The organism is Bacillus sp. LNXM12-1 (genome assembly GCF_003004375.1).
Classification (GTDB): domain Bacteria; phylum Bacillota; class Bacilli; order Bacillales; family Bacillaceae; genus Bacillus.
This window is the reverse complement of the sequence record NZ_PVWX01000001.1, coordinates 805,917-827,244: the sequence shown is the minus strand read 5'-3', so window position 1 is coordinate 827,244 and position 21,328 is coordinate 805,917. Positions and strand designations below refer to the sequence as shown.

Here is a 21,328-nt window from a genome sequence, read left to right as displayed (position 1 = left end):
TGTTTTTGCTGACAAAAGAATGGCGTATTCTCACAATTAATCCTGGCTCTACTTCAACAAAAATCGGTGTGTTTCACAATGAACGATCTATTTTTGAAACGACACTCAGACATACAGATGAGGAATTAAAGCAATTCCCACATATCATTGATCAATTTTCATTTCGTAAAGAAACAATCCTGAAAACGCTGCATGAACAAGGGATGAACATCTCAAAGTTTGATGCAGTGTGCGCACGCGGCGGCCTTCTCCGGCCTATCGAAGGAGGCACATATGAAGTCAATGAGCAAATGGTGGAAGACCTGAAAGAAGGATATGCCGGCCAGCATGCATCAAATCTGGGCGGTATCATTGCACGAGAAATTGCACTTGGCCTGAACATCCCAGCTTTTATTGTCGATCCAGTTGTGGTGGATGAACTAAAACCAATTGCTCGTATTTCAGGGCTGCCAACGATTGAAAGAAAAAGCATCTTCCATGCATTAAATCAAAAAGCAGTCGCAAGAAAAACGGCTGCATCCTTTGGGAAGCGTTACGAAGATTTGAACATGATTATTACGCATATGGGCGGCGGCATCACCATTGGTGTACATGAAAAAGGAAAAGTCATTGATGTCAATAACGGACTGCATGGCGAAGGACCTTTCAGCCCGGAGCGAGCGGGGACCCTGCCAACAGGTGACCTCGTCAATCTTTGCTTTTCTGGTGAGTATAGCCAAGAGGAAATGCTGAAACGCATTATTGGTGAAGGCGGACTTGCGGGCTACCTTGGCACGACAGATGCTGTGAAAGTGGAGCGCATGATTGAAGCAGGCGATGAACGGGCGGCGCTGATTTATGAAGCGATGTGCTATCAAATTGCCAAGGAAATCGGTGCGGCTAGTGCTGTCTTAAAAGGAGCAGTTGACGTCATTGTGTTAACAGGCGGACTTGCGTACAGCAAACAAATTACATCAAGTATTAGAGGATACATTGACTGGATTTCAGATGTTGTCGTGTATCCAGGCGAAAATGAACTGCAATCCTTAGCAGAAGGTGCACTTCGTATTTTAAAAGAAGAAGAATCACCGAAAGAATACCCAAATGATCAACGAATGAAGAAAGGAGTGACAAGTCATGGCAACTGAATATGACCTCGTCATTCTTGGTGGAGGCACAGGCGGCTATGTAGCGGCCATCCGTGCCTCACAGCTTGGATTGAAAACAGCAGTTGTAGAAAAAGAAAAGCTTGGCGGAACATGTCTGCATAAAGGATGCATTCCGTCTAAAGCGCTGCTTAGAAGTGCAGAAGTCTATCAAACCGTCAAACGTGCTGCTGATTTTGGCGTTGAGGCAAACGGCATTGCCTTGCAATTTGCCAATGTGCAGAAAAGAAAAACAGAGATTGTAGAGAAACTAGCAGGCGGCGTCAAACACTTAATGAAACAAGGAAAAATTGATGTCTATGAAGGGATCGGCCGTATCCTTGGTCCATCTATCTTTTCGCCAATGCCAGGAACCATCTCCGTAGAAATGGCAAATGGAGATGAAAATGAAATGCTCATTCCAAAGCAGGTCATTATTGCGACAGGTTCAAGACCACGGGTGCTGCCTGGGCTTGAAGCAGATGGGACGCACATTCTTTCATCAGATGATGCACTTGAACTGCCAGAGCTTCCACAGTCAATGCTCATTGTCGGCGGCGGGGTGATCGGAATTGAGTGGGCTTCCATGCTCAATGATTTTGGTGTGAAGGTGACTGTGATTGAATTTGCAGATCGCATATTGCCAACAGAGGATCATGACATTTCTAAAGAAATGGAAAAGCTTTTATCTAAAAAAGGCATCACCTTTGTGAAAAATGCGAAAGTACTGCCAGATACCATCAAAAAGCAGGAGAATCTCGTGACGATTCAAGCAGAAAAGGATGGAGACATTCAGACTTTTGAAGCGGAAAAACTTCTTCTTTCAGTCGGCAGAGTACCAAATATTGAAGGCATTGGTCTTGAAAACACGGACATCCAAACAGAAAAACAAGGCATTGTCGTGAATGAACATTATCAAACGAAAGAATCGCATATTTACGCAATAGGAGATGTCATTGGCGGGCTTCAGCTGGCACATGTGGCTTCACACGAAGGCATGATTGCTGTGGAACATATGGCTGGGAAAGATCCAAAGCCGCTCGATGAAACGCTCGTATCTAAATGTGTCTACTCTCACCCAGAAACCGCTAGTGTTGGACTCACTGAACAGGCGGCAAAAGAGCAAGGCTTCGAAGTGAAAATGGGAAAATTTCCATTTATGGCGATCGGTAAAGCGCTTGTGTACGGGGAATCTGATGGATTCGTCAAAATCATTGCCGATCAAAAGACAGATGATATTTTAGGGATTCATATGATTGGTCCTCATGTAACAGATATGATATCTGAAGCTGGATTAGCCAAAGTACTTGATGCAACGCCGTGGGAAGTGGGGCAAACGATCCACCCGCATCCAACCTTATCAGAGGCGATTGGTGAGGCAGCTCTTGCTGTTGACGGGAAGGCGATCCATTTTTAATCAAGGAGGGAAATAGGATGAGTAACATGCGTCATCAGGAATTAGGATTATCAGATGAACAAGCAATTGATATATATAGAACAATGCTTCTAGCAAGGAAAATTGATGAACGGATGTGGCTTTTAAACCGTTCTGGTAAAATTCCATTCGTGATTTCTTGTCAAGGGCAGGAAGCGCAGCAAGTCGGTGCTGCTTTTGCTCTCAATAGAGAAGAGGATTACGTCTTACCTTACTACCGTGATATGGGGGTTGTCCTCGCATTTGGGATGACAGCCAAAGATTTAATGATGTCTGGTTTCGCAAAACAAGACGATCCAAACTCGGGCGGAAGACAGATGCCAGGTCATTTTGGACAAAAATCAAATCGAATTGTGACGGGATCTTCACCTGTCACAACGCAGGTTCCTCATGCAGTGGGGATTGCACTTGCTGGACGTCTGGAGCAGAAAAACTTTGTCAGCTTTGTCACGTTCGGTGAGGGCTCTTCAAACCAAGGTGATTTCCACGAAGGTGCTAACTTCGCTGCTGTGCATAAGCTGCCTGTTATTTTCATGTGTGAAAACAATAAGTACGCGATTTCCGTGCCGTATGACAAACAAGTGGCATGTGAACGCATTTCAGATCGTGCAATTGGGTACGGAATGCCTGGTGTAACCGTTGATGGCAATGATCCGCTTGAAGTATATGCCGCTGTCAAAGAAGCGAGAGACCGTGCGGCAAGAGGCGAAGGGCCAACGTTGATTGAAACGATCTCTTACCGTTTAACTGCGCATTCAAGTGATGATGATGATTCAAGCTATCGAGAAAAAGAAGAAGTGCTCGAAGCGAGAAAGAAAGATCCGCTCATCCAATATGAAACGTATTTAATTGAAGGAAACGTCATGACTTCTGAAATGAAAGAAGAGATGACAAAAGAAATCATGCAAATCGTAAACGAAGCGACTGATGAAGCGGAAAACGCTGCTTATGCTGATGCAGAAAGCGCACTTCGTTACGTGTATGCGGAGTAAGGGGGAAGAAAAATGCCTGTTATGTCATATATAGACGCCATTACACTGGCGATGAAAGAAGAAATGGAACGAGATCCAAAAGTGTTTGTGCTCGGAGAGGATGTCGGGAAAAAGGGCGGCGTATTTAAAGCGACAGCGGGTCTTTATGAGCAATTCGGAGAGGCGCGCGTCATGGATACACCTCTTGCAGAATCAGCCATTGCTGGTGTAGGTATTGGGGCAGCGATGTATGGAATGCGCCCAATTGCGGAGATGCAATTTGCGGATTTCATTATGCCTGCAATCAACCAAATCATTTCAGAGGCTGCGAAAATCAGATACCGCTCAAATAACGATTGGAGCTGTCCAATGGTCATCCGCGCACCTTACGGGGGCGGTGTACACGGGGCGCTTTATCATTCACAATCGGTTGAAGCGATTTTTGCCAATCAGCCTGGTTTGAAGATTGTCATGCCTTCTACACCTTATGATGTAAAAGGTCTTTTAAAGGCTGCGGTGCGTGATCCAGATCCTGTATTGTTCTTTGAACACAAACGTGCCTACCGTCTCATCAAAGGAGAAGTACCTGAGGAGGATTACACACTCCCTATTGGAAAAGCAGATGTGAAACGTGAAGGCGATGATATCACGGTCATTACATATGGCCTCTGTGTCCATTTTGCGCTGCAAGCAGCAGACCGCCTTGCGAAAGACGGCATTTCTGCGCATATTCTCGATTTGAGAACAGTGTACCCGCTCGATCAGGAAGCCATTATTGAAGCGGCATCAAAAACAGGCAAAGTGCTTCTTCTAACGGAAGATACAAAAGAGGGCAGCATCATGAGTGAGGTAGCGGCGATCATATCGGAGCATTGCTTATTTGATTTAGACGCACCAATCAAACGTCTAGCCGGACCAGAAATCCCGGCAATGCCTTATGCGCCGCCAATGGAAAAATTCTTCATGGTCAATCCAGATAAGGTAGAAGCTGAAATGAGAGAGCTAGCGGCGTTTTAAGAAAGAGGAGGGTTTCAAGTGGCAATTGAACAAATGAAAATGCCTCAGCTAGGTGAAAGTGTAACAGAAGGAACCATTAGCAAATGGCTCGTTTCACCTGGCGATCATGTGAATAAATACGATCCGATTGCGGAAGTCATGACGGATAAAGTGAACGCAGAAGTCCCGTCATCTTTTACAGGAACGATTACAAAGCTATCGGCTGAAGAAGGCGATACGCTGCAAGTAGGAGAAGTGTTCTGTGAAATTGAAGTAGAGGGCAGCTCGCAGCAGAGTGCGAAAGAAGAAGCGGCACCTGAGCAAAGTGAAGCACCTGAAGCAGATCAAACAAAAGAGAATCAAAGTCAAAAGAAACGCTACTCTCCAGCAGTCCTTCGTTTAGCAGATGAGCACAGCATTGATTTAGCGGCTGTTCAAGGAACCGGAGCAGGCGGACGAATCACAAGAAAAGATTTACTTCAGCTCATTGAAAACGGCGGCGTACAAGAGAAGGCAGCACCTGTTAATGAACAGGCGGTAAAGCCGGAGCCTGCGCAGCCATCAAAACCAAAAGCGGCCCCTTCCGTCTCTACAATGCCTGGTGATGTTGAACTGCCAGTCACGCCAATTAGGCAGGCGATTGCGGCAAATATGCTGAGAAGCAAACATGAAATTCCGCACGCATGGACGATGATGGAAGTCGATGTGACAAACCTTGTGACAAGAAGAAATCAGCTCAAGGACCAATTTAAAGCAAAAGAAGGCTTTAATTTGACGTTCTTTGCGTTCTTTGTCAAAGCAGTGGCTCAGGGCTTAAAGGAATTCCCAGAAATGAACAGCATGTGGGCTGGAGATAAAATTGTTCAAAAGAAAGCAATCAATGTCTCGATTGCTGTTGCGACTGATGACGCTCTTTTTGTTCCAGTCATTAAGGATGCGGATGAAAAAACGATTAAGGGCATCGCCAAAGAAATTCATGAGCTTGCTTCCAAGGTGAGACAAGGAACGCTGAAGCAAAGTGACATGGAAGGCGGCACCTTTACTGTAAACAACACGGGATCATTTGGTTCTATACAATCCATGGGAATCATTAATTACCCGCAAGCGGCGATTTTACAAGTAGAATCGATCGTGAAGCGTCCAATGATTGTAAACGGCATGATTGCAGCAAGAGACATGGTCAACCTTTGTCTTTCATTAGATCACAGAGTACTTGATGGTCTTGTATGCGGCAGATTCCTGCAACGAATAAAACAAATCCTTGAAGGCATTGACGAGCAGACATCTGTTTACTAAAACAAGAATGTCCCCCTCCCGATATGGAGAGGGGGATTTCTACATAATGAGAAAGGAGCGGTGATATGTCTGGATTAGACTTTTTTGCGTTTTTAACGGTTGGGCTCATGTTTATCACAGCAATTGCGTTCGCTTTTCTTCGATATATTTCTAAATCACGCAATCATCCTGAAAGATTACTACTCATCATATCAATCGTTTCAATGATTCAAATTGTGTATTGCTTGCTGATTGTCGGTGGATTTAAAGGAGCAGCAAATAGCCTCTTAGGAATTTCTCTTCTTGCTGGGACGCTGCTTGGCTATGCACTTGAATATTTATACAGACGCTATATCAAAAAAACGCCCGAAAAAGAATGATCTCGGGCGTTTTCTTTATTCTGCTGGAACAATAAAGGTCAAATGCTGTTTTAACGCTTCTAAAGAAGTTGGGGCTGTCATATACACTTCGCCATCTGTATCAGCATCCATTTCCTCCTTTGTATGGATCTGAATATTGGATGCTTGAATGAGGGAGAGGTCCCCGGTGAAATCCTCCAGTTCTTCCCGGTTCATAGAAAAGATTTCTTTTAGAGCAGAGAAGCTCGTATTTCTGCAAATTAAGATTTCTGCTTTCCCATCATCAATTGCTGCATTGGGCAAATCAATTTTATTTGTCCCGATGAAATGTCCATTCATGACAAGAACGATGACGGCTTCTTCTTCCCAGCTTTCCTCCTCTGTTTCAATTCGTACGTGAAAAGGATCTGTTTGCTGCAAGGTGCGCAGGGCACTTGTGAAGTAGCTGATTTTGCCGAGTACAGCTTTTTCCTTGTCATTAATATTGTTGGATGTGTCTGCAATCAGCCCGATGCCCCAAAAGTTTAACAAGTATCGATCTCCTGCTTTGATTAAGTCGACCTTCTTTTCTATGCCGTCTACAATTATTTGAGCGGCTTTTTGCATTTGTTGCGGAATACCAAGCGTTCGAGAAAAGTCATTGCATGTCCCGCCTGGTAATATCGCTACAGCCGGCCTTTTTTCTAAACCGCCGATGCCATTCATGCATTCATGCACGGTTCCATCTCCGCCTAATATGATCAGCAATTCTATCGTCTCATCAATTGCACGACAGAATTGATAAGCATCATTTGGCTGTTTTGTTGGTTTAAGAATGAGTTCATCAATATGTAGAGAAAGAAGAGGTACTGTTTGACCGAGAATTTTTTCCATGTTTTTTTGTCCAGCATTTCCATTATAAATGAGCATCGCTTTTTTGAATTGTGCCATCACGCAGTTCTCCCTTTCATCTCTTTATCATCACTTTTCCCCAATTTGACAGCTCATAAACGATGTTCGGAAAAAGTGGGGGGATGAAAAGACAACACATTTGCCCGCAGGCGTTTTCCTTGATATGATGTTGTTAAAATGGTTTTGGCATGCTAAAGGAGTGGACGGACAATGAATATTGATTTTAATTTATTTATGAATGATATTGTGAAACAAGCGAGAGAAGAGATCAAACAGGCAGGCTATACTGAGCTTACATCATCTGAAGAGGTAGATGAAGCACTGTCTAAAAAAGGCACAGCACTTGTGATGGTGAATTCAGTATGCGGATGTGCTGGCGGTATTGCAAGACCAGCTGCAGGCTATTCTGTTCATTACGATAAGCGTCCAGATCAATTGTTGACAGTGTTTGCTGGACAAGACAAAGAGGCAACAGCAAGAGCCCGTGAATACTTTGAAGGCTTCCCGCCATCTTCACCATCCTTTGCATTATTAAAAGATGGAAAGATCATTAAAATGGTCGAACGTCATGAAATTGAAGGACACGAGCCAATGGAAGTCGTGTCAAAGCTTCAAGCTGCATTCGATGAGCATTGCGAAGAAATTTAACGTGTGACGTTTGAATGATGAAATATAAAGCAGTCCGGTCTTTAGATCGGTCTGCTTTTTGTTTTATAAGACCATTGAATCAAAATAATTTTAGCAAAATACTATTGCATCTTAAAAAGAAAGTGTTTAAAATACATTATAGTGAATAAATATTCAAAACAATACATGATTTTAAAAACTGGGAGGCATTATCTTATGAAAAAGTGGTTATTATTACTTATGACAGCTGGTCTTGCAGCTGCACTCGCAGCTTGCGGAACTTCTTCTAATAATTCAAACGCATCAGGAGATGACAAAACACTCGTTATGGCGACATCGGCAGATTATCCGCCATTTGAATCAAAAGACGGAGATAAAATTGTCGGTTTTGATGTCGATCTTGCAACAGCACTAGCGAAAAAGAACGGCTACAAGCTAGAAATTCAAGATATGGATTTTGCAAGCCTTGTATCAGCCCTTAAAACAAATAAAGCTGATATTGTCCTTGCAGGCATGACCCCTACAGAAAAACGAAAAAAACAATTAGATTTCTCTGATGTTTATTACAATGCTAAAAACTTAGTTGTCTCAAAGAAATCTAGCGGAATGAAAACAGAGAAAGACTTAAAAGATAAAACAGTCGGCGTTCAATTAGGTTCAATCCAGCAGGATGAAGCAAACGGTTTGCAAAAGAAATATAACTTAAAAGTGGAAGACCGTAATAAAATCTCTGATATCATTCAAGAAATCAAAGCAGGTCGTTTTGATGCAGCCATTATTGAAGATAAAGTAGCTGCTGGTTATTTGAAAAAAGAAAAAGACTTCCAAGCATTTGGATTGAATAGTTCAAACGAAGGTTCAGCCATTGCATTCAAGAAAAATAGCGACTTAACAGCTAAATTTAATAAATCATTAAAAGAAATGCAAGACAATGGCGAACTTGATAAATTAATTAAAAAATGGTTTGCTGATGAAAAATAAGTCAGGAAAAGGATCAGCGTCATTCATGAAAATTCAGTAGAAAGCGCTGAAAAGTTCAACTTATGTTGAACTTTTTTCCTGTTTTATTTTTTGATTTCGTATGAAGGCATAAAAAAGGAGACTGTCATGTTAGATTTTAAAGATGTAATACCTCAGATGCCCTTTATTTTAGAAGGGCTTAAGGTCACACTTTCTATTGTTGTGGTATCACTTTTTCTTGGATTTATCTTAGGGATTTTATTAACGCTTTGCAAAATTAGTGTATTTAAGCCGCTCATTTGGCTTGCAGATTTTTATACATCCATCTTCCGAGGCACACCGCTTGTGCTTCAATTGCTCATTATTTATTTTGGTCTGCCTCAGCTTCTCGGGTTTCAAATCGATCAATACTGGGCTGCTGTAGCCGCATTTTCACTAAACTCTGCGGCATACGTATCTGAAATTATTCGTGCTGGTATTAATGCGATTGATAAAGGTCAAAAAGAAGCAGCCGTTGCTTTAGGCATCCCTTATGCTAAAATGATGAAGGACTTATTGCTTCCGCAGGCGTTTAAAAATATTTCACCTGCACTTGTGAATGAAACGATTACACTGACAAAAGAATCAGCAATTGTGACAGTTATTGGACTGGGAGATGTCATGAGACGAGCCTATCAAGCAGGTGCCGTCACGTATAATTATCTTGAACCGCTTATTTTTGCGGGTCTCATCTATTATGTCATCGTGCTTGTTCTCACCTTTGTCGGCAAATCGGTGGAAAGGAAGTTAAAATCAAATGATTAACATAGAGAAACTCACAAAATCTTTTGGCAAAAATGAAGTATTAAAAGGGATCGACACCACCATTAAAGAAGGGGAAGTTGTCGCAGTCATTGGACCATCTGGTTCAGGAAAATCGACGTTTCTTCGCTGCATCAACTTGCTTGAAAAGCCGACTTCTGGTGTCATTACAATTCAGGATACCGAAATCACAAACCCAAAAACCAATGCACTCAAAGTGCGTGAGAACATCGGAATGGTGTTTCAGCATTTCCACCTGTTCCCGCATAAAACCGTGCTGGAAAATATCACGTATGCGCCAATGAATGTGAAGAATCAATCGAAGGAAGACAGCATCAAACAAGCTGAAGATCTGCTGAAAAAGGTAGGGCTTTTAGAGAAAAAAGATGATTTTCCGAACCGTTTGTCAGGCGGTCAAAAGCAGCGTGTGGCAATTGCACGTGCGCTTGCGATGACTCCAGACATCATGCTGTTTGACGAACCAACTTCTGCACTAGATCCAGAAATGGTCAAGGAAGTCCTAGAGGTCATGAAAGAGCTTGCTCAATCTGGAATGACACTTGTGATCGTCACACATGAAATGGGCTTTGCAAAAGAAGTGGCTGACCGCGTGATCTTTATGGATGATGGGAAAATTGTAGAGGATGCAAACCCTGTGCAATTCTTTGAATCGCCGTCGTCACAGCGCGCGCAAGACTTCTTACAAAAAATATTATAAAGAAAAAAGAGAAGGCGACTTAACATCTCCTTCTTTTTTTGATTATAATGGGGAAAGTAAAAAAAGTTCATCATTTCACAAAAGTGAATGGAAACAAGACAGAAAAGAGTGAATCACATCATGTTTAAAATCGGCTACCGAACGCTGAAAACAGCACTAGGAACAGCGATCGCCATTTATATTGCACAACTGCTCGGCCTTCAAAATTATTCGGCTGCCGGGATTATTACGATTCTGTGTATTCAGGTGACAAAGAAAAGGTCCCTCTTAGCATCGGGAGCCCGCTTTGCAGCATGCAGTCTTGCCATTTTATTTTCTTATCTATTTTTCGATCTGATTGGGTATCATCCTTTTGTGATTGGTCTGATGCTGCTTGTCTTTATTCCGACAACCGTTTTGCTCCGCATTAAAGAAGGGATTGTCACAAGTTCAGTCATCATTCTCCATTTATACATGTCTGGCGGGATTACCCTTCACCTCATCTGGAATGAGCTGCTGCTGATAACAATTGGTGTTGGCGTAGCACTTATCATGAACTTGTATATGCCAAGTGTCGATAAAAAGCTCAAACGCTACAGCGAACAGATTGAAGCCAACTTTGCAAAAATCTTTGAGGAAATCGAGCAATACTTAATGACAGGGAAACAAGACTGGACAGGAAAAGAAATACCAGAGACACATCAATTGATCAAAGAAGCGAAAGCTCTCGCATATCGTGATGTTGAAAACCATGTCCTAAGACATGAAAACCTGTATTATCATTATTTTAATATGAGGCAAAAGCAATTCGAAATCATTGAGCGTGTGCTTCCGAAAATCACGTCCATTTCCATCACAACAGAGCATGGGCAAATGATTGCCGAATACGTCAGAGACTTACGCGAACATATTCACCCAGGGAACACGGCGCATAAATTTTTAAGACGTCTCATTGATATGAAAGAAGAGTTCGATAAGCTTCCGCTGCCGCAAACACGAGAAGAGTTTGAGGCAAGAGCTGCACTTTTTCATTTCCTCGGAGAAATGGAACAATATTTAGTACTGAAAAGCTATTTTAAAGGGATGAAAGAATAGAGACGCATGAGTTCCTCCTTCATTGGTCAATCTAATGAAAAAGGAGGAGCCTATGCGTCTTTTATTTTATACCGTATTGACCATGTCCCTTTCACCTATCTGGCCGCTCGGACAAAACCCGCTTCCAGGAGACCCGTATGTCATTATTAATAAACAAACAAATGAACTTGCCTATATTGATCAAGGACAAATCCAAAAAATATATCCTGCTTCTACAGGGAAAACAGCCGATTTAACACCAGAAGGGGAATTTACCATTATGATCAAAGCGAAAGATCCCTATTACAGAAAAAAGAATATTGAAGGCGGTGCGAAGAATAACCCTCTTGGCCGAAGGTGGATTGGATTTGATGCACGAGGAACAGATGGCAGAACGTACGGAATTCATGGGACGAGTGACGAAACATCGATTGGGAAATTTATCACGGCAGGCTGTGTGAGACTTCATAATCAAGATGTAGAGCTTCTATTTGACCAGCTTCCGGTTGGAACAAAAGTATGGATTACAACATCAAGCGATTCATTTGAAAAGCTTGCCAAAGACAAACAGGCCATTCGTTGATTGAACGAATCACCTGCTTGTCTGCTTTTATTGAAACCTTATAAAAAGGTTGCTGCTCCTGCTAAAAGTGAAGAAATTAACAGCAGGCTAATCATGAGCAATACCATGAATTTCATAAATTTCTGAGACATATCGCACCCCTATAACCGAAGATTTTTTGCGACGAACGCACCTTTCTTTATTCTAGCTGGTTTTTTCAAATGCGACAAGTGATCAACAAAGGAAGTGAACGGATGAATCAAATCGATCATATTGCCATTGCGGTCTTTTCTATTAAACAAACATCTCAACTTCTTCATCAGCTGTTTAACTGGCATTTTTCAGACATACAAGAGATTCCTGAGCAGGAGATTAAAGCGTCCTTCGCTTCACTTGATCATGTGCACATTGAATTAATTGAACCAATGTCAGACAGCAGTAAACTACATACCTTTTTAACAAAAAGAGGAGAGGGGCTCCATCATATTGCGTTAAAGTCAGGAGACATTCAGGCAGATCTTAACCATCTTGAACACCTTGGCGTGCAGCTTCTCCAAAAATCAGCACAGAAGGGCGCAAGCGGCAAGCAGATTGCATTTATTTCACCTAAAGAAACGTCTGGTGTGTTATTCGAATTGTGCGAGCCCTTGAAAGGAGAAAAACATGGCAATGAATGAATCGTTCAATGACTTGTCTAAATGGCGGGAAAAAGCGTTAATGGGCGGCGGTGAAAAACGAGCAGCCGCGCACAGAAACAAAGGAAAGCTATCGGTATGTCAGCGGCTGCATGAACTTCTTGACGTGGGCAGTTTCATGGAAATTCAGAGGTTTGCAACAGGCCGCATGTCAGAGCATGTCGGTGATGGCGTCGTCATTGGAACGGGACTTATTCATGGAAAGCCAGTATGTGTTTATGCACAAGATGCAACAGTGCATGGGGGCTCTTTAGGCGAAATACATGCCAAAAAAATTGCTTCTCTAATGGATCTCGCTGCTAAAAATCAGATGCCGGTCATCGGTCTAAAAGACTCAGGTGGTGCGAGAATTCAAGAGGGTGTGGTATCATTAGAAGGATACGGACAGATTTTTAAACGGAATGTGCTGTACTCTGGTCAAATCCCGCAAATATCCGTTATTTTAGGCTCATGTGCTGGAGGTGCAGTCTATTCTCCTGCTTTGACTGATTTTGTCTTCATGACAGAACAAACAGCTCATATGTTTTTAACAGGTCCGAAAGTAATAGAAAAGGCAACAGGAGAAACGGTCTGTCCTGACCGTCTTGGCGGTGCAAGTGTTCAGCATCAGACAAGCGGGAATGTGCACTATACTGGGAAAGATGAGCAGGACGTGTTAAAGGCGGTTCGAACACTTTTAACGTACATACCAACGACTAAACAGCCTGACATGCACACTGAAGTGCAAAAGCATGACGCCGTTGATCCAGGCAAAATCTTGCCAAAGGATCCATCACGCACCTATGATGTCAAACAAGTGGTGACAGCGATCATCGATCCAGGCTCATTCTTTGAGACCCAGCCTTGTTTCTCAAAAAATATCGTCACAGGGTTTGCCAGATTAAAAGGGGCTCCAATTGGCGTAGTTGCCAATCAGCCAAAGGTGTTGGCAGGAAGCCTTGACCTTGACGCTGCCGATAAAGCGGCCAGGTTTATTCGATTTTGCGATGCGTTTCATATTCCGATCTTAACGCTTGTCGACGTCCCTGGTTTTTTACCAGGGGAGAAAGCCGAGCATGCGGGAATTATCCGTCACGGCGCAAAGCTTTTATATGCGTACGCTGAAGCGACCGTTCCAAAAATCACGGTGATTTTAAGAAAGGCGTTTGGCGGTGCATATGTCGCGATGAATAGCAAGGGCTTAGGCGCTGACTTTGTTTATGCATGGCCAGCGGCAGAAATTGATGTCATGGGGAAAACGTTCGCAGACGAAATCGTTCATCCTGCTTCGCGCGAGGTTGAGACGGAACCAAGTGTATTAAAAGCGGCTCAGGCAGGGCTGATAGACGATATTTTCATGCCGGATGAAACGAGAGAGCGATTGATTCGCTCGTTTGATTTGCTTCGCAGGAAGGAAGAAGATAGACCGTTAAAAAAGCATGGCAACATGCCGCTATAAGAGGAGGAGCATCATCATGATCAATGAAAAACGTTTACTAGACGAATTTTTAGAACTGGTTCAGATCGATTCGGAAACAAAACACGAAGAGAAAATTGTGGAAGTCTTAAAAGAAAAATTCTCGCAGCTTGGTCTTAAAGTGGTGGAAGACGACTCAAAAGCGAAAACTGGCCACGGTGCAGGCAACCTCATCTGTACACTGGAAGGCAATCAAGAGGCTGATACTATCTATTTCACTTCTCATATGGACACAGTTGTTCCCGGCAATGGCGTAAAACCAGTCATTGAAGACGGCTATGTGAAGACAGATGGAACAACCATTCTTGGTGCTGACGATAAAACAGGGCTTGCGGCTATGTTTGAAGCCATCCGCGTGCTGAAAGAGAAGAATTTACCGCATGGAACGATTGAATTTGTCATCACAGCAGGTGAGGAATCAGGACTTGTTGGAGCAAAAGCGTTAGATCCAAAATTGATGACAGCAGCATACGGCTATGCCCTTGATTCAGATGGCAAGGTCGGGACAATTATCGTAGCTGCGCCAACACAGGCGAAAGTACGCGCAACCATTTACGGAAAAACAGCTCACGCAGGTGTGGCACCTGAAAAAGGCGTGTCTGCGATTACCATTGCATCAAAAGCCATTGCCAGCATGCCGCTTGGCCGAATTGATGAAGAAACAACGGCGAATATCGGGCGTTTTGAAGGTGGAACGCAAACGAATATTGTGTGCGATCAAGTCGATATCCTTGCTGAAGCACGCTCTTTAGAACCTGCAAAAATGGAAGCACAAGTAGCGAAGATGAAAGAAGCCTTTGAAAAAACCGCTAAAGAAATGGGCGGAAGTGCCGATGTACAAATTGACATCATGTATCCAGGCTTCAAATTCTCTCACGGCGATCAAGTCGTAGAAGTGGCGAAAAAAGCGGCTGCGAAAATTGGCCGTCCATCAGAACTACAGACGAGCGGCGGAGGCAGTGATGCAAACGTCATTGCAGGAAACGGCGTCCCAACTGTCAACCTAGCTGTTGGATATGAAGATATTCATACGAAAAATGAGAAAATGCCGATTGAAGAATTAGTCAAAACAGCTGAAATGGTTCTCGCCATTATCGAAGAAACGACAAATCTATCGTAAAGGCAGGAGACTCTGTGAGCACGCAAAAGATCATTATTTTCCAAGTGGGGCAAGAGGATTTTGGCATCAGTGTAGAGCATATTCGTTCGATTGAGAAGGTCCCTTATTTACAAGAAGTATCGAACCTTCCAAAAGAAATTAAAGGACTGATGTCATTAAGAGGAGAAGTCATCCCTGTAAGTGACACAGGCGTGATGCTTCACGGAAAGCCTCTTGATGTGAACGAACAGTCCAAGGTGTTGCTATTTGAATTAAACGATCAAATGATTGGCTGTCTTGTCTCAGATGCAAAAGATATTATCGATATCGAGCTAAGCGAGATCAAGCCATTTCATATGAACACGAAAGCCTCCGAATATTTCTTCGGCGTTGTGGAGAGAGAGAACAAGATGATTTTACAAGTGGACCCTAATAAGTTCCTTGGGAGAATTGATGACCTCGATCAACTGCCAAAGCGGTTAAAAGAAGAGTTGGCATAAAGAAAATCCCCCTATCTGATGATAAGGGGATTATTTTTATTCAGCAGCTGGGCTAGCTTGGTCGTTTGCCTCAGCTTTCGATTTTGATTTTTGGTACATAACATTCAAAATAATTGTTTGGATTGTGAGTAGTAATCCGCTTGTCATCCAGTATAAAGGAAGGGCAGCGGGTGCATTGATTGAAATAAACAGCATCATGATTGGGAAAATCATGCCCATGACTTTGGCTTGCTTCAGCGCAGCTTCTGTCTGGGTGCCTGATTGCTTCGCAAATCTTTGCGTAACATAAAATTGCAAGAAATACATGGCGCCTGCAAAGATCGCGACCAATAGATCGGTTTGTCCTAAGTTAAACCATAGGAACGAATGTGTTGCGATCTCAGGTGTTGAGCGGATCGCTGAGTAAAAGCCAAGAACAATTGGAATTTGAATCAGCATAGGCAGACAGCCCATTGCCAGCGGGTTCACATTGTTCTCTTTGTATACTTTCATCATTTCCATTTGTAGTTCTTTTTGTTTTTCAGGTTCTTTCGTTTTCTTCAATTTGCTTTGAATTTGGTCAATTTGAGGCTTCACCAGTGCCATTTTCTCCTGCATGACTCTTTGTTTCTTAAATTGGTTCGCAAAAAGAGGGAAAATCAGCAGGCGGACGATCAAGGTCACGAACATAATCGATAAACCATAATCATCATGGAAGAAGTTCGCAAGCCAAATGATCAGCTCCGAAAAAGGCTGGACAAAATAATGATGGAAAAACCCATCAGAGCTCGCATTCGTTTGCCCACTCGCTGCAAAAGCAGGTGAGGCAATCATCATTAAACATAAAGTCGTACAAATCGTCAATAAACGTTTCAATTCGTTTCCTCCTCATTTTTTAAAAAATTAATTAGAGAGAGGAAGCGAATGGTCTTCATCATCATTTGATGATCGTTTCATTCGAATGACTTTACTAATCCAAGTTGTAATGCGATCATATATGATAAACAGAAAGTCTGTTCGGTTCAATAAAGATGCGTCCAACTCTTCCAAACGATGTCCACCGAGGTGTTCGTTCATACGGCAGTCTTTTAATAAAAACGCAATGCCGATAGCCGTCAGCGCTGGAAGAATAATCGTAAAGAATTCAACAAGGAAAAAGACTTCATTGAATGTATCAATAATCATGATTATCACATCCATTTCATTACTCACAGTGTACTATACACTATATGAAATGTCTATTGGAACAAACATGAAGTAACAAGAGTCAATAAATGTAGGAGGCAGGCAAATGGGTGATTCTCAAAGGAAGGGTCGAATTATTTTTCATATTGATATGAATAGTTTTTATGCATCTGTCGAAATGGCGTATGATCCTTCTTTGAGAGGGAAACCTTTAGCCATTAGCGGAAATGCGAAAGAGCGTAAAGGGATTGTTGTGACGTGCAGCTACGAGGCAAGAGCACTAGGTGTAAAGCCCCCGATGCCGTTATGGGAAGCGAAGCGGCTTTGTCCGGGGCTGATTGTCCGTACACCTAACTTTGACCGGTACCGCAGCTCCTCACAAGAGATGTTTACGATACTAAGAGAATACAGCGATTTAGTCGAACCCGTATCCATTGACGAGGGCTATATTGATTTAACGCATACGCCTTATGCCGAGCACGCGGTGAAAACGGCTCATGATATTCAAACGAGGCTTGTAGAGGAGCTCATGCTTCCTTCAAGTATTGGCATTGCACCGAATAAATTTTTAGCGAAAATGGCGTCTAATTGGAAAAAACCAATGGGCATCACCATTTTACGTAAACGAGATGTGCCCCAAATGCTCTGGCCGCTGCCAGCGGGTGACATGCACGGAGTTGGACAGAAAACGGCAGATAAATTGAAAACGATTGGCATTCATACCATTGAAGATTTAGCGAAAGCAAATGAGTATACGCTAAAGGAATTACTGGGCATCAATGGACCGAGATTAAAGCAAAAGGCGAATGGTGAACATGACAGTATCGTGGACCCAGAAAGGATATACGAATTTAAATCCGTCGGTAATTCGTCAACCCTTCCTCATGATTCTGACGATCCAGATGAACTTGTCACGTTAATTGATAAGCTGTCACAATCTGTGAGTGCAAGATTAAGGAGAAAAGAAGTGATGGCAAATCGGCTTCTCATCATGATACGGTACGCAAGCTGGAAAAATATCACGCGAAGTGTCACACTCACGAATCCAACGGATCGAAAGGAAGACTTATTTGAGGCAGCAAAGCAGTTATTCCTTAAACATTGGAATGACCAGCCCGTGAGGCTCTTGGGTGTGACGGGGACAGACCTTGTAGAACGAAAAGCAGCTGTTAAACAGCTTGATTTATTTTCCTATACAGAAGATGCAAAAGAAGAGCCTCTCCAAACCGTTTTAGAAGGGCTGAAAGAAAAATATGGCAAATCACTCATTCAAAGAGGAATGACTATCAAGGAAAAAGAGAGCAAAACAAGCGGAACAAGTTTTAATAAAGACTTTTTTCAGGACGAAAAAGGAAATGACTAGCCTGAAAACTTGATAAAAGAGGTGGTGTTGTGGTAATTTCAAAGGGTACATCATTTCAGCAGTAATCAATATAGTGTGTTAGAAGGGACGTCAGAATTATGTCAAAACAACAAATCGGTGTGGTTGGACTAGCCGTTATGGGGAAAAACCTTGCCCTTAATATTGAAAGCCGCGGTTTCTCCGTGTCCGTTTATAACAGATCTAGCAGCAAAACGGAAGAGTTTCTCGAAGAATCAAAAGGAAAAAACGTTGTAGGCACATACAGCATTGAAGAATTTGTTCAGTCGCTTGAAACACCGCGTAAAATTCTTTTAATGGTAAAAGCTGGTGCAGCAACGGATGCAACCATTCAATCATTACTTCCTCACCTAGAGAAAGGTGACATCTTAATTGATGGTGGAAATACATATTACAAGGATACGCAAAGACGTAATCAAGAGCTTGCGGAAAGTGGTATCCACTTCATTGGTACAGGTGTTTCTGGCGGTGAAGAAGGTGCACTAAAAGGTCCATCTATCATGCCAGGCGGTCAAAAAGAAGCGCATGAGCTAGTGAAACCAATTTTAGAAGCGATCTCTGCGAAAGTAGATGGCGAGCCATGTACAACGTATATTGGCCCAGATGGAGCAGGACATTATGTCAAAATGGTCCATAACGGCATCGAGTACGGAGACATGCAATTGATCTCTGAATCATACTTTATCTTGAAGCATGTGGCTGGCTTATCAGCAGAGGAGCTTCATGAAGTATTCTCAGAGTGGAATAAAGGCGAGCTTGACAGCTATTTAATCGAAATTACAGCGGATATTTTCACAAAAGTGGATGAAGAAACAAACCAGCCGCTTGTGGATGTCATCTTAGATAAAGCTGGTCAAAAAGGAACTGGAAAATGGACGAGCCAAAGTTCTCTTGATCTAGGTGTCCCGCTTCCAATCATTACTGAGTCTGTTTTTGCGCGCTATATTTCAGCAATGAAAGATGAGCGTGTAGAAGCAAGTCAATCAATTCAAGGTCCTGAGCCAACGCAATCAGCTGAGAATAAACAAGAGCTGATCGAAGCTGTTAGAAAAGCCCTATTCATGAGTAAAATCTGCTCGTATGCTCAAGGTTTTGCGCAAATGAAAGCAGCATCTGATGAATATAACTGGGATTTAAAATACGGTGAAATTGCGATGATCTTCCGCGGTGGATGTATCATTCGTGCAGCCTTCTTACAACAAATTAAAGAAGCATATGACCGTAACCCTGAACTGAAAAACCTATTGCTAGATCCTTACTTTAAGGATATTGCTCAAAGCTATCAATCATCACTTCGTAAAGTCATTTCACTTGCAGTGGAGCAAGGAGTTCCTGTTCCTTCATTCTCAAGTGCACTTGCTTACTTTGATAGCTATCGCACAGCTGTCCTGCCAGCGAACTTAATTCAAGCGCAGCGTGACTATTTCGGTGCACATACGTATGAGCGCACAGATAAAGAAGGCGTCTTCCATACGGAATGGATGAAATAAAATAGAACGTCAGAAAAACCTTACCATTGGATTGGTAAGGTTTTTTTGTGTTTGCATCTTTTCGGCTAAAAATGCGAAAAAGAGGGATGCTATGTAAAAAAGAAAAGAAAGTAGGGATAGAAGTGGGCATCTTATATGCACTTCTCCCAGCAATATTTTGGGGAAGTATTGTTCTGATCAGTGTCAAACTTGGCGGGAATGCATACCAGCAAACGCTCGGCATTACGCTTGGCGCATTTTTATTTTCAATTGCAGCCTTCTTCATCAAAATGCCAGAGCTGACACCGTTTATTTTTGCGGTTTCTGTGATTTCAGGCATCTTTTGGAGCATTGGACAAATGAATCAGCTTTCAAGTGTTGCGTTTCTCGGAGTCTCGAAGGCGGTTCCTTTGTCAACAGGCATGCAGCTTGTGAGCACTACTTTATTTGGTGTCATGGTTTTTAAAGAATGGCAAACGATGACGGTCATACTCATTGGTTCTTGCGCCATTTTACTGATTATTGCAGGTGTTGTGATGACATCGCTCGGTCAAAAGAAGAATGGCGGCGGGAACGGTGGAGGCAATTTCAAAAAAGGGATCATTATTCTGCTCATCTCAACGGTTGGCTATGTCGGATATGTCGTCATTTTAAGATGGTTTCATATTGATGGGTGGTCTGCCCTCGTTCCGCAATCGGTCGGTATGCTGCTTTCATCCTTGGCGATTAGTCTAAAACAGAACCCGTTTAGTAAATATACGTTTAAAAATATCATTGCCGGTTTGGTTTGGTCGACAGGAAATCTTGGGCTTCTTTTGGCCATTCCGCTCATTGGCGTAGCCGTAAGCTTTTCGATGTCACAGACAGGGATTGTCATCTCAACATTAGGCGGCATTTACTTATTAAAAGAGAAAGCATCCAGAACAAGCTTTGTCATTGCAGGCTGCTTGATGATCATTGCAGGCGGCGTGCTGCTAGGCTTTACAAAATAGGAGGGTAAACGAATGTATCCAGATTTAGAAGGAAAAACAGTCCTGATTACAGGAGCCGGCACAGGAATAGGGCAAGCAATGGCGCGCCGGTTTGGACAAGAAAAAGCCAATGTGGTGATCAATTATTTCTCAGATCAAGAAAATCCGGATGACACCATTGCGGATATTCAAAAAAATGGCGGCCAGGCTGTGAAAATCAAGGGAGATGTATCAAAGGAAGAGGATATGCGGGCAATGATTGATAAAGCCATTCATACGTACGGCAGCCTTGATGTCATGATCAATAACGCAGGTATTGAAAACGAAGTGCCTTCCACAGAAATGACGCTGGATAATTGGAACAAAGTCATGTCGACTAATTTAACAGGTATGTTTCTCGGCTGCCGTGATGCACTGAAGTATATGACAGATCACGGGATAGAAGGATCGATCATCAATATGTCGTCGGTTCACCAGCAAATCCCTTGGCCTCATTTCGTTCATTATGCAGCAAGTAAAGGGGGCGCCAAGCTGCTGACAGAAACGCTGGCACTAGAATACGCCCCTAAAAAAATCCGTGTAAACAGCATTGCACCAGGCGCCATCGATACCCCGATCAATGCGGAAAAATTCGATGATCCCGCATTGAAAAAAGGCGTGATTGAATTGATCCCCATCGGCTATATTGGAAAGCCGGAAGAAGTGGCAGCATGTGCTGTCTGGCTGGCGTCAAAAGAGGCAAGCTATGTCACAGGCTTGACGCTCTATGTGGACGGCGGCATGACAAAGTATCCTGGCTTCCAGGCAGGAAAAGGATAGGG

The 21,328-nt window shown here is 42.8% G+C and carries 24 protein-coding genes; 20 read left to right on the top strand and 4 right to left on the bottom strand.

Features of this window, described 5'->3' with window-relative positions:
- Positions 1-5: 5 nt before the first annotated feature.
- From buk to C6Y07_RS04275, 6 genes are all read left to right on the top strand, one after another.
- Positions 6-1,127 (top strand): butyrate kinase, encoded by a 1,122-nt coding sequence (buk, locus tag C6Y07_RS04300; RefSeq protein ID WP_060596815.1) that lies wholly within the window; start codon positions 6-8, stop codon positions 1,125-1,127.
- Positions 1,117-2,541 carry a dihydrolipoyl dehydrogenase gene (gene lpdA / locus C6Y07_RS04295; RefSeq protein WP_060596814.1) on the top strand — a complete coding sequence of 475 codons (1,425 nt, stop codon included), beginning with the start codon at positions 1,117-1,119 and terminating at the stop codon, positions 2,539-2,541. Before buk ends, lpdA begins: the two co-directional genes overlap by 11 nt.
- Positions 2,542-2,558: 17 nt before the next feature.
- Positions 2,559-3,551 (top strand): thiamine pyrophosphate-dependent dehydrogenase E1 component subunit alpha, encoded by a 993-nt coding sequence (locus C6Y07_RS04290; RefSeq protein ID WP_060596813.1) that lies wholly within the window; start codon positions 2,559-2,561, stop codon positions 3,549-3,551.
- A 12-nt stretch (positions 3,552-3,563) separates the two neighbouring features.
- Positions 3,564-4,547 carry an alpha-ketoacid dehydrogenase subunit beta gene (locus tag C6Y07_RS04285; RefSeq protein WP_034661229.1) on the top strand — a complete coding sequence of 328 codons (984 nt, stop codon included), beginning with the start codon at positions 3,564-3,566 and terminating at the stop codon, positions 4,545-4,547.
- Between the two features lie 18 nt (positions 4,548-4,565).
- Positions 4,566-5,822 (top strand): dihydrolipoamide acetyltransferase family protein, encoded by a 1,257-nt coding sequence (locus tag C6Y07_RS04280; RefSeq protein WP_106036850.1) that lies wholly within the window; start codon positions 4,566-4,568, stop codon positions 5,820-5,822.
- A 65-nt stretch (positions 5,823-5,887) separates the two neighbouring features.
- Positions 5,888-6,181 carry a YesK family protein gene (locus C6Y07_RS04275; RefSeq protein ID WP_034661226.1) on the top strand — a complete coding sequence of 98 codons (294 nt, stop codon included), beginning with the start codon at positions 5,888-5,890 and terminating at the stop codon, positions 6,179-6,181.
- Between the two features lie 15 nt (positions 6,182-6,196).
- On the opposite strand, the gene C6Y07_RS04270 is transcribed toward C6Y07_RS04275, so the two are convergent.
- Positions 6,197-7,090 carry a YegS/Rv2252/BmrU family lipid kinase gene (locus tag C6Y07_RS04270; protein WP_060596809.1) on the bottom strand — a complete coding sequence of 298 codons (894 nt, stop codon included), beginning with the start codon at positions 7,088-7,090 and terminating at the stop codon, positions 6,197-6,199.
- Between the two features lie 171 nt (positions 7,091-7,261).
- Here C6Y07_RS04270 and C6Y07_RS04265 point away from each other — a divergent pair, with 171 nt between their 5' ends.
- From C6Y07_RS04265 to C6Y07_RS04240, 6 genes are all read left to right on the top strand, one after another.
- A complete protein-coding gene (locus C6Y07_RS04265) occupies positions 7,262-7,699 on the top strand; it encodes a BrxA/BrxB family bacilliredoxin (protein WP_034661224.1) in 438 nt (145 codons plus the stop codon).
- Between the two features lie 195 nt (positions 7,700-7,894).
- Positions 7,895-8,659 carry a transporter substrate-binding domain-containing protein gene (locus C6Y07_RS04260; protein ID WP_012010505.1) on the top strand — a complete coding sequence of 255 codons (765 nt, stop codon included), beginning with the start codon at positions 7,895-7,897 and terminating at the stop codon, positions 8,657-8,659.
- Between the two features lie 126 nt (positions 8,660-8,785).
- On the top strand, positions 8,786-9,442 hold the full coding sequence (gene artQ / locus C6Y07_RS04255) for an arginine ABC transporter permease ArtQ (RefSeq protein ID WP_003215691.1): 657 nt from the start codon (positions 8,786-8,788) through the stop codon (positions 9,440-9,442).
- The gene (gene artM, locus C6Y07_RS04250) at positions 9,435-10,157 is read left to right on the top strand and encodes an arginine ABC transporter ATP-binding protein ArtM (RefSeq protein ID WP_034661222.1); all 723 of its coding nucleotides are present in this window, start codon (positions 9,435-9,437) and stop codon (positions 10,155-10,157) included. The genes artQ and artM overlap by 8 nt, the downstream gene beginning before the upstream one ends.
- Positions 10,158-10,277: 120 nt before the next feature.
- Positions 10,278-11,231: an aromatic acid exporter family protein gene (locus tag C6Y07_RS04245; RefSeq protein WP_034661221.1), complete on the top strand. Its 954-nt coding sequence runs from the start codon at positions 10,278-10,280 to the stop codon at positions 11,229-11,231.
- 52 nt (positions 11,232-11,283) lie between these two features.
- Complete coding sequence (locus C6Y07_RS04240; protein WP_060596807.1) at positions 11,284-11,793, top strand: L,D-transpeptidase; 510 nt, start codon at positions 11,284-11,286, stop codon at positions 11,791-11,793.
- Positions 11,794-11,831: 38 nt separating this feature from the next.
- On the opposite strand, the gene prli42 is transcribed toward C6Y07_RS04240, so the two are convergent.
- On the bottom strand, positions 11,832-11,924 hold the full coding sequence (gene prli42 / locus C6Y07_RS18820; RefSeq protein WP_149865350.1) for a stressosome-associated protein Prli42: 93 nt from the start codon (positions 11,922-11,924) through the stop codon (positions 11,832-11,834).
- 102 nt (positions 11,925-12,026) lie between these two features.
- Between prli42 and mce the strand changes: the two genes are divergently transcribed.
- Genes mce through C6Y07_RS04220 form a run of 4 tightly spaced genes read left to right on the top strand, consistent with a single transcriptional unit; the run spans position 12,027 to position 15,522 of the window.
- Entirely contained in the window at positions 12,027-12,449 is a 423-nt protein-coding gene (gene mce, locus C6Y07_RS04235) for a methylmalonyl-CoA epimerase (RefSeq protein ID WP_060596806.1), read from the top strand.
- Positions 12,436-13,905: an acyl-CoA carboxylase subunit beta gene (locus C6Y07_RS04230; RefSeq protein ID WP_060596805.1), complete on the top strand. Its 1,470-nt coding sequence runs from the start codon at positions 12,436-12,438 to the stop codon at positions 13,903-13,905. Before mce ends, C6Y07_RS04230 begins: the two co-directional genes overlap by 14 nt.
- Before the next feature lie 16 nt (positions 13,906-13,921).
- Positions 13,922-15,043: a M20/M25/M40 family metallo-hydrolase gene (locus tag C6Y07_RS04225; protein WP_060596804.1), complete on the top strand. Its 1,122-nt coding sequence runs from the start codon at positions 13,922-13,924 to the stop codon at positions 15,041-15,043.
- 14 nt (positions 15,044-15,057) lie between these two features.
- Positions 15,058-15,522 carry a chemotaxis protein CheW gene (locus tag C6Y07_RS04220; RefSeq protein ID WP_060596803.1) on the top strand — a complete coding sequence of 155 codons (465 nt, stop codon included), beginning with the start codon at positions 15,058-15,060 and terminating at the stop codon, positions 15,520-15,522.
- A gap of 36 nt (positions 15,523-15,558) precedes the next feature.
- On the opposite strand, the gene C6Y07_RS04215 is transcribed toward C6Y07_RS04220, so the two are convergent.
- Positions 15,559-16,377 (bottom strand): membrane protein insertase YidC, encoded by an 819-nt coding sequence (locus tag C6Y07_RS04215; RefSeq protein WP_034661213.1) that lies wholly within the window; start codon positions 16,375-16,377, stop codon positions 15,559-15,561.
- Positions 16,378-16,404: 27 nt separating this feature from the next.
- Complete coding sequence (locus C6Y07_RS04210) at positions 16,405-16,686, bottom strand: hypothetical protein (protein ID WP_003215677.1); 282 nt, start codon at positions 16,684-16,686, stop codon at positions 16,405-16,407.
- A 106-nt stretch (positions 16,687-16,792) separates the two neighbouring features.
- Between C6Y07_RS04210 and C6Y07_RS04205 the strand changes: the two genes are divergently transcribed.
- The 4 genes from C6Y07_RS04205 to C6Y07_RS04190 all read left to right on the top strand — a co-directional run bounded on the left by C6Y07_RS04205 (position 16,793) and on the right by C6Y07_RS04190 (position 21,326).
- Positions 16,793-18,049 carry a DNA polymerase IV gene (locus tag C6Y07_RS04205; protein ID WP_106042371.1) on the top strand — a complete coding sequence of 419 codons (1,257 nt, stop codon included), beginning with the start codon at positions 16,793-16,795 and terminating at the stop codon, positions 18,047-18,049.
- Between the two features lie 98 nt (positions 18,050-18,147).
- Entirely contained in the window at positions 18,148-19,557 is a 1,410-nt protein-coding gene (gene gndA, locus C6Y07_RS04200; RefSeq protein WP_060596800.1) for an NADP-dependent phosphogluconate dehydrogenase, read from the top strand.
- Positions 19,558-19,679: 122 nt separating this feature from the next.
- Entirely contained in the window at positions 19,680-20,528 is an 849-nt protein-coding gene (locus C6Y07_RS04195; RefSeq protein WP_181185461.1) for a GRP family sugar transporter, read from the top strand.
- Positions 20,529-20,540: 12 nt separating this feature from the next.
- Positions 20,541-21,326 carry a glucose 1-dehydrogenase gene (locus C6Y07_RS04190; RefSeq protein WP_034661209.1) on the top strand — a complete coding sequence of 262 codons (786 nt, stop codon included), beginning with the start codon at positions 20,541-20,543 and terminating at the stop codon, positions 21,324-21,326.
- Positions 21,327-21,328: the final 2 nt, after the last annotated feature.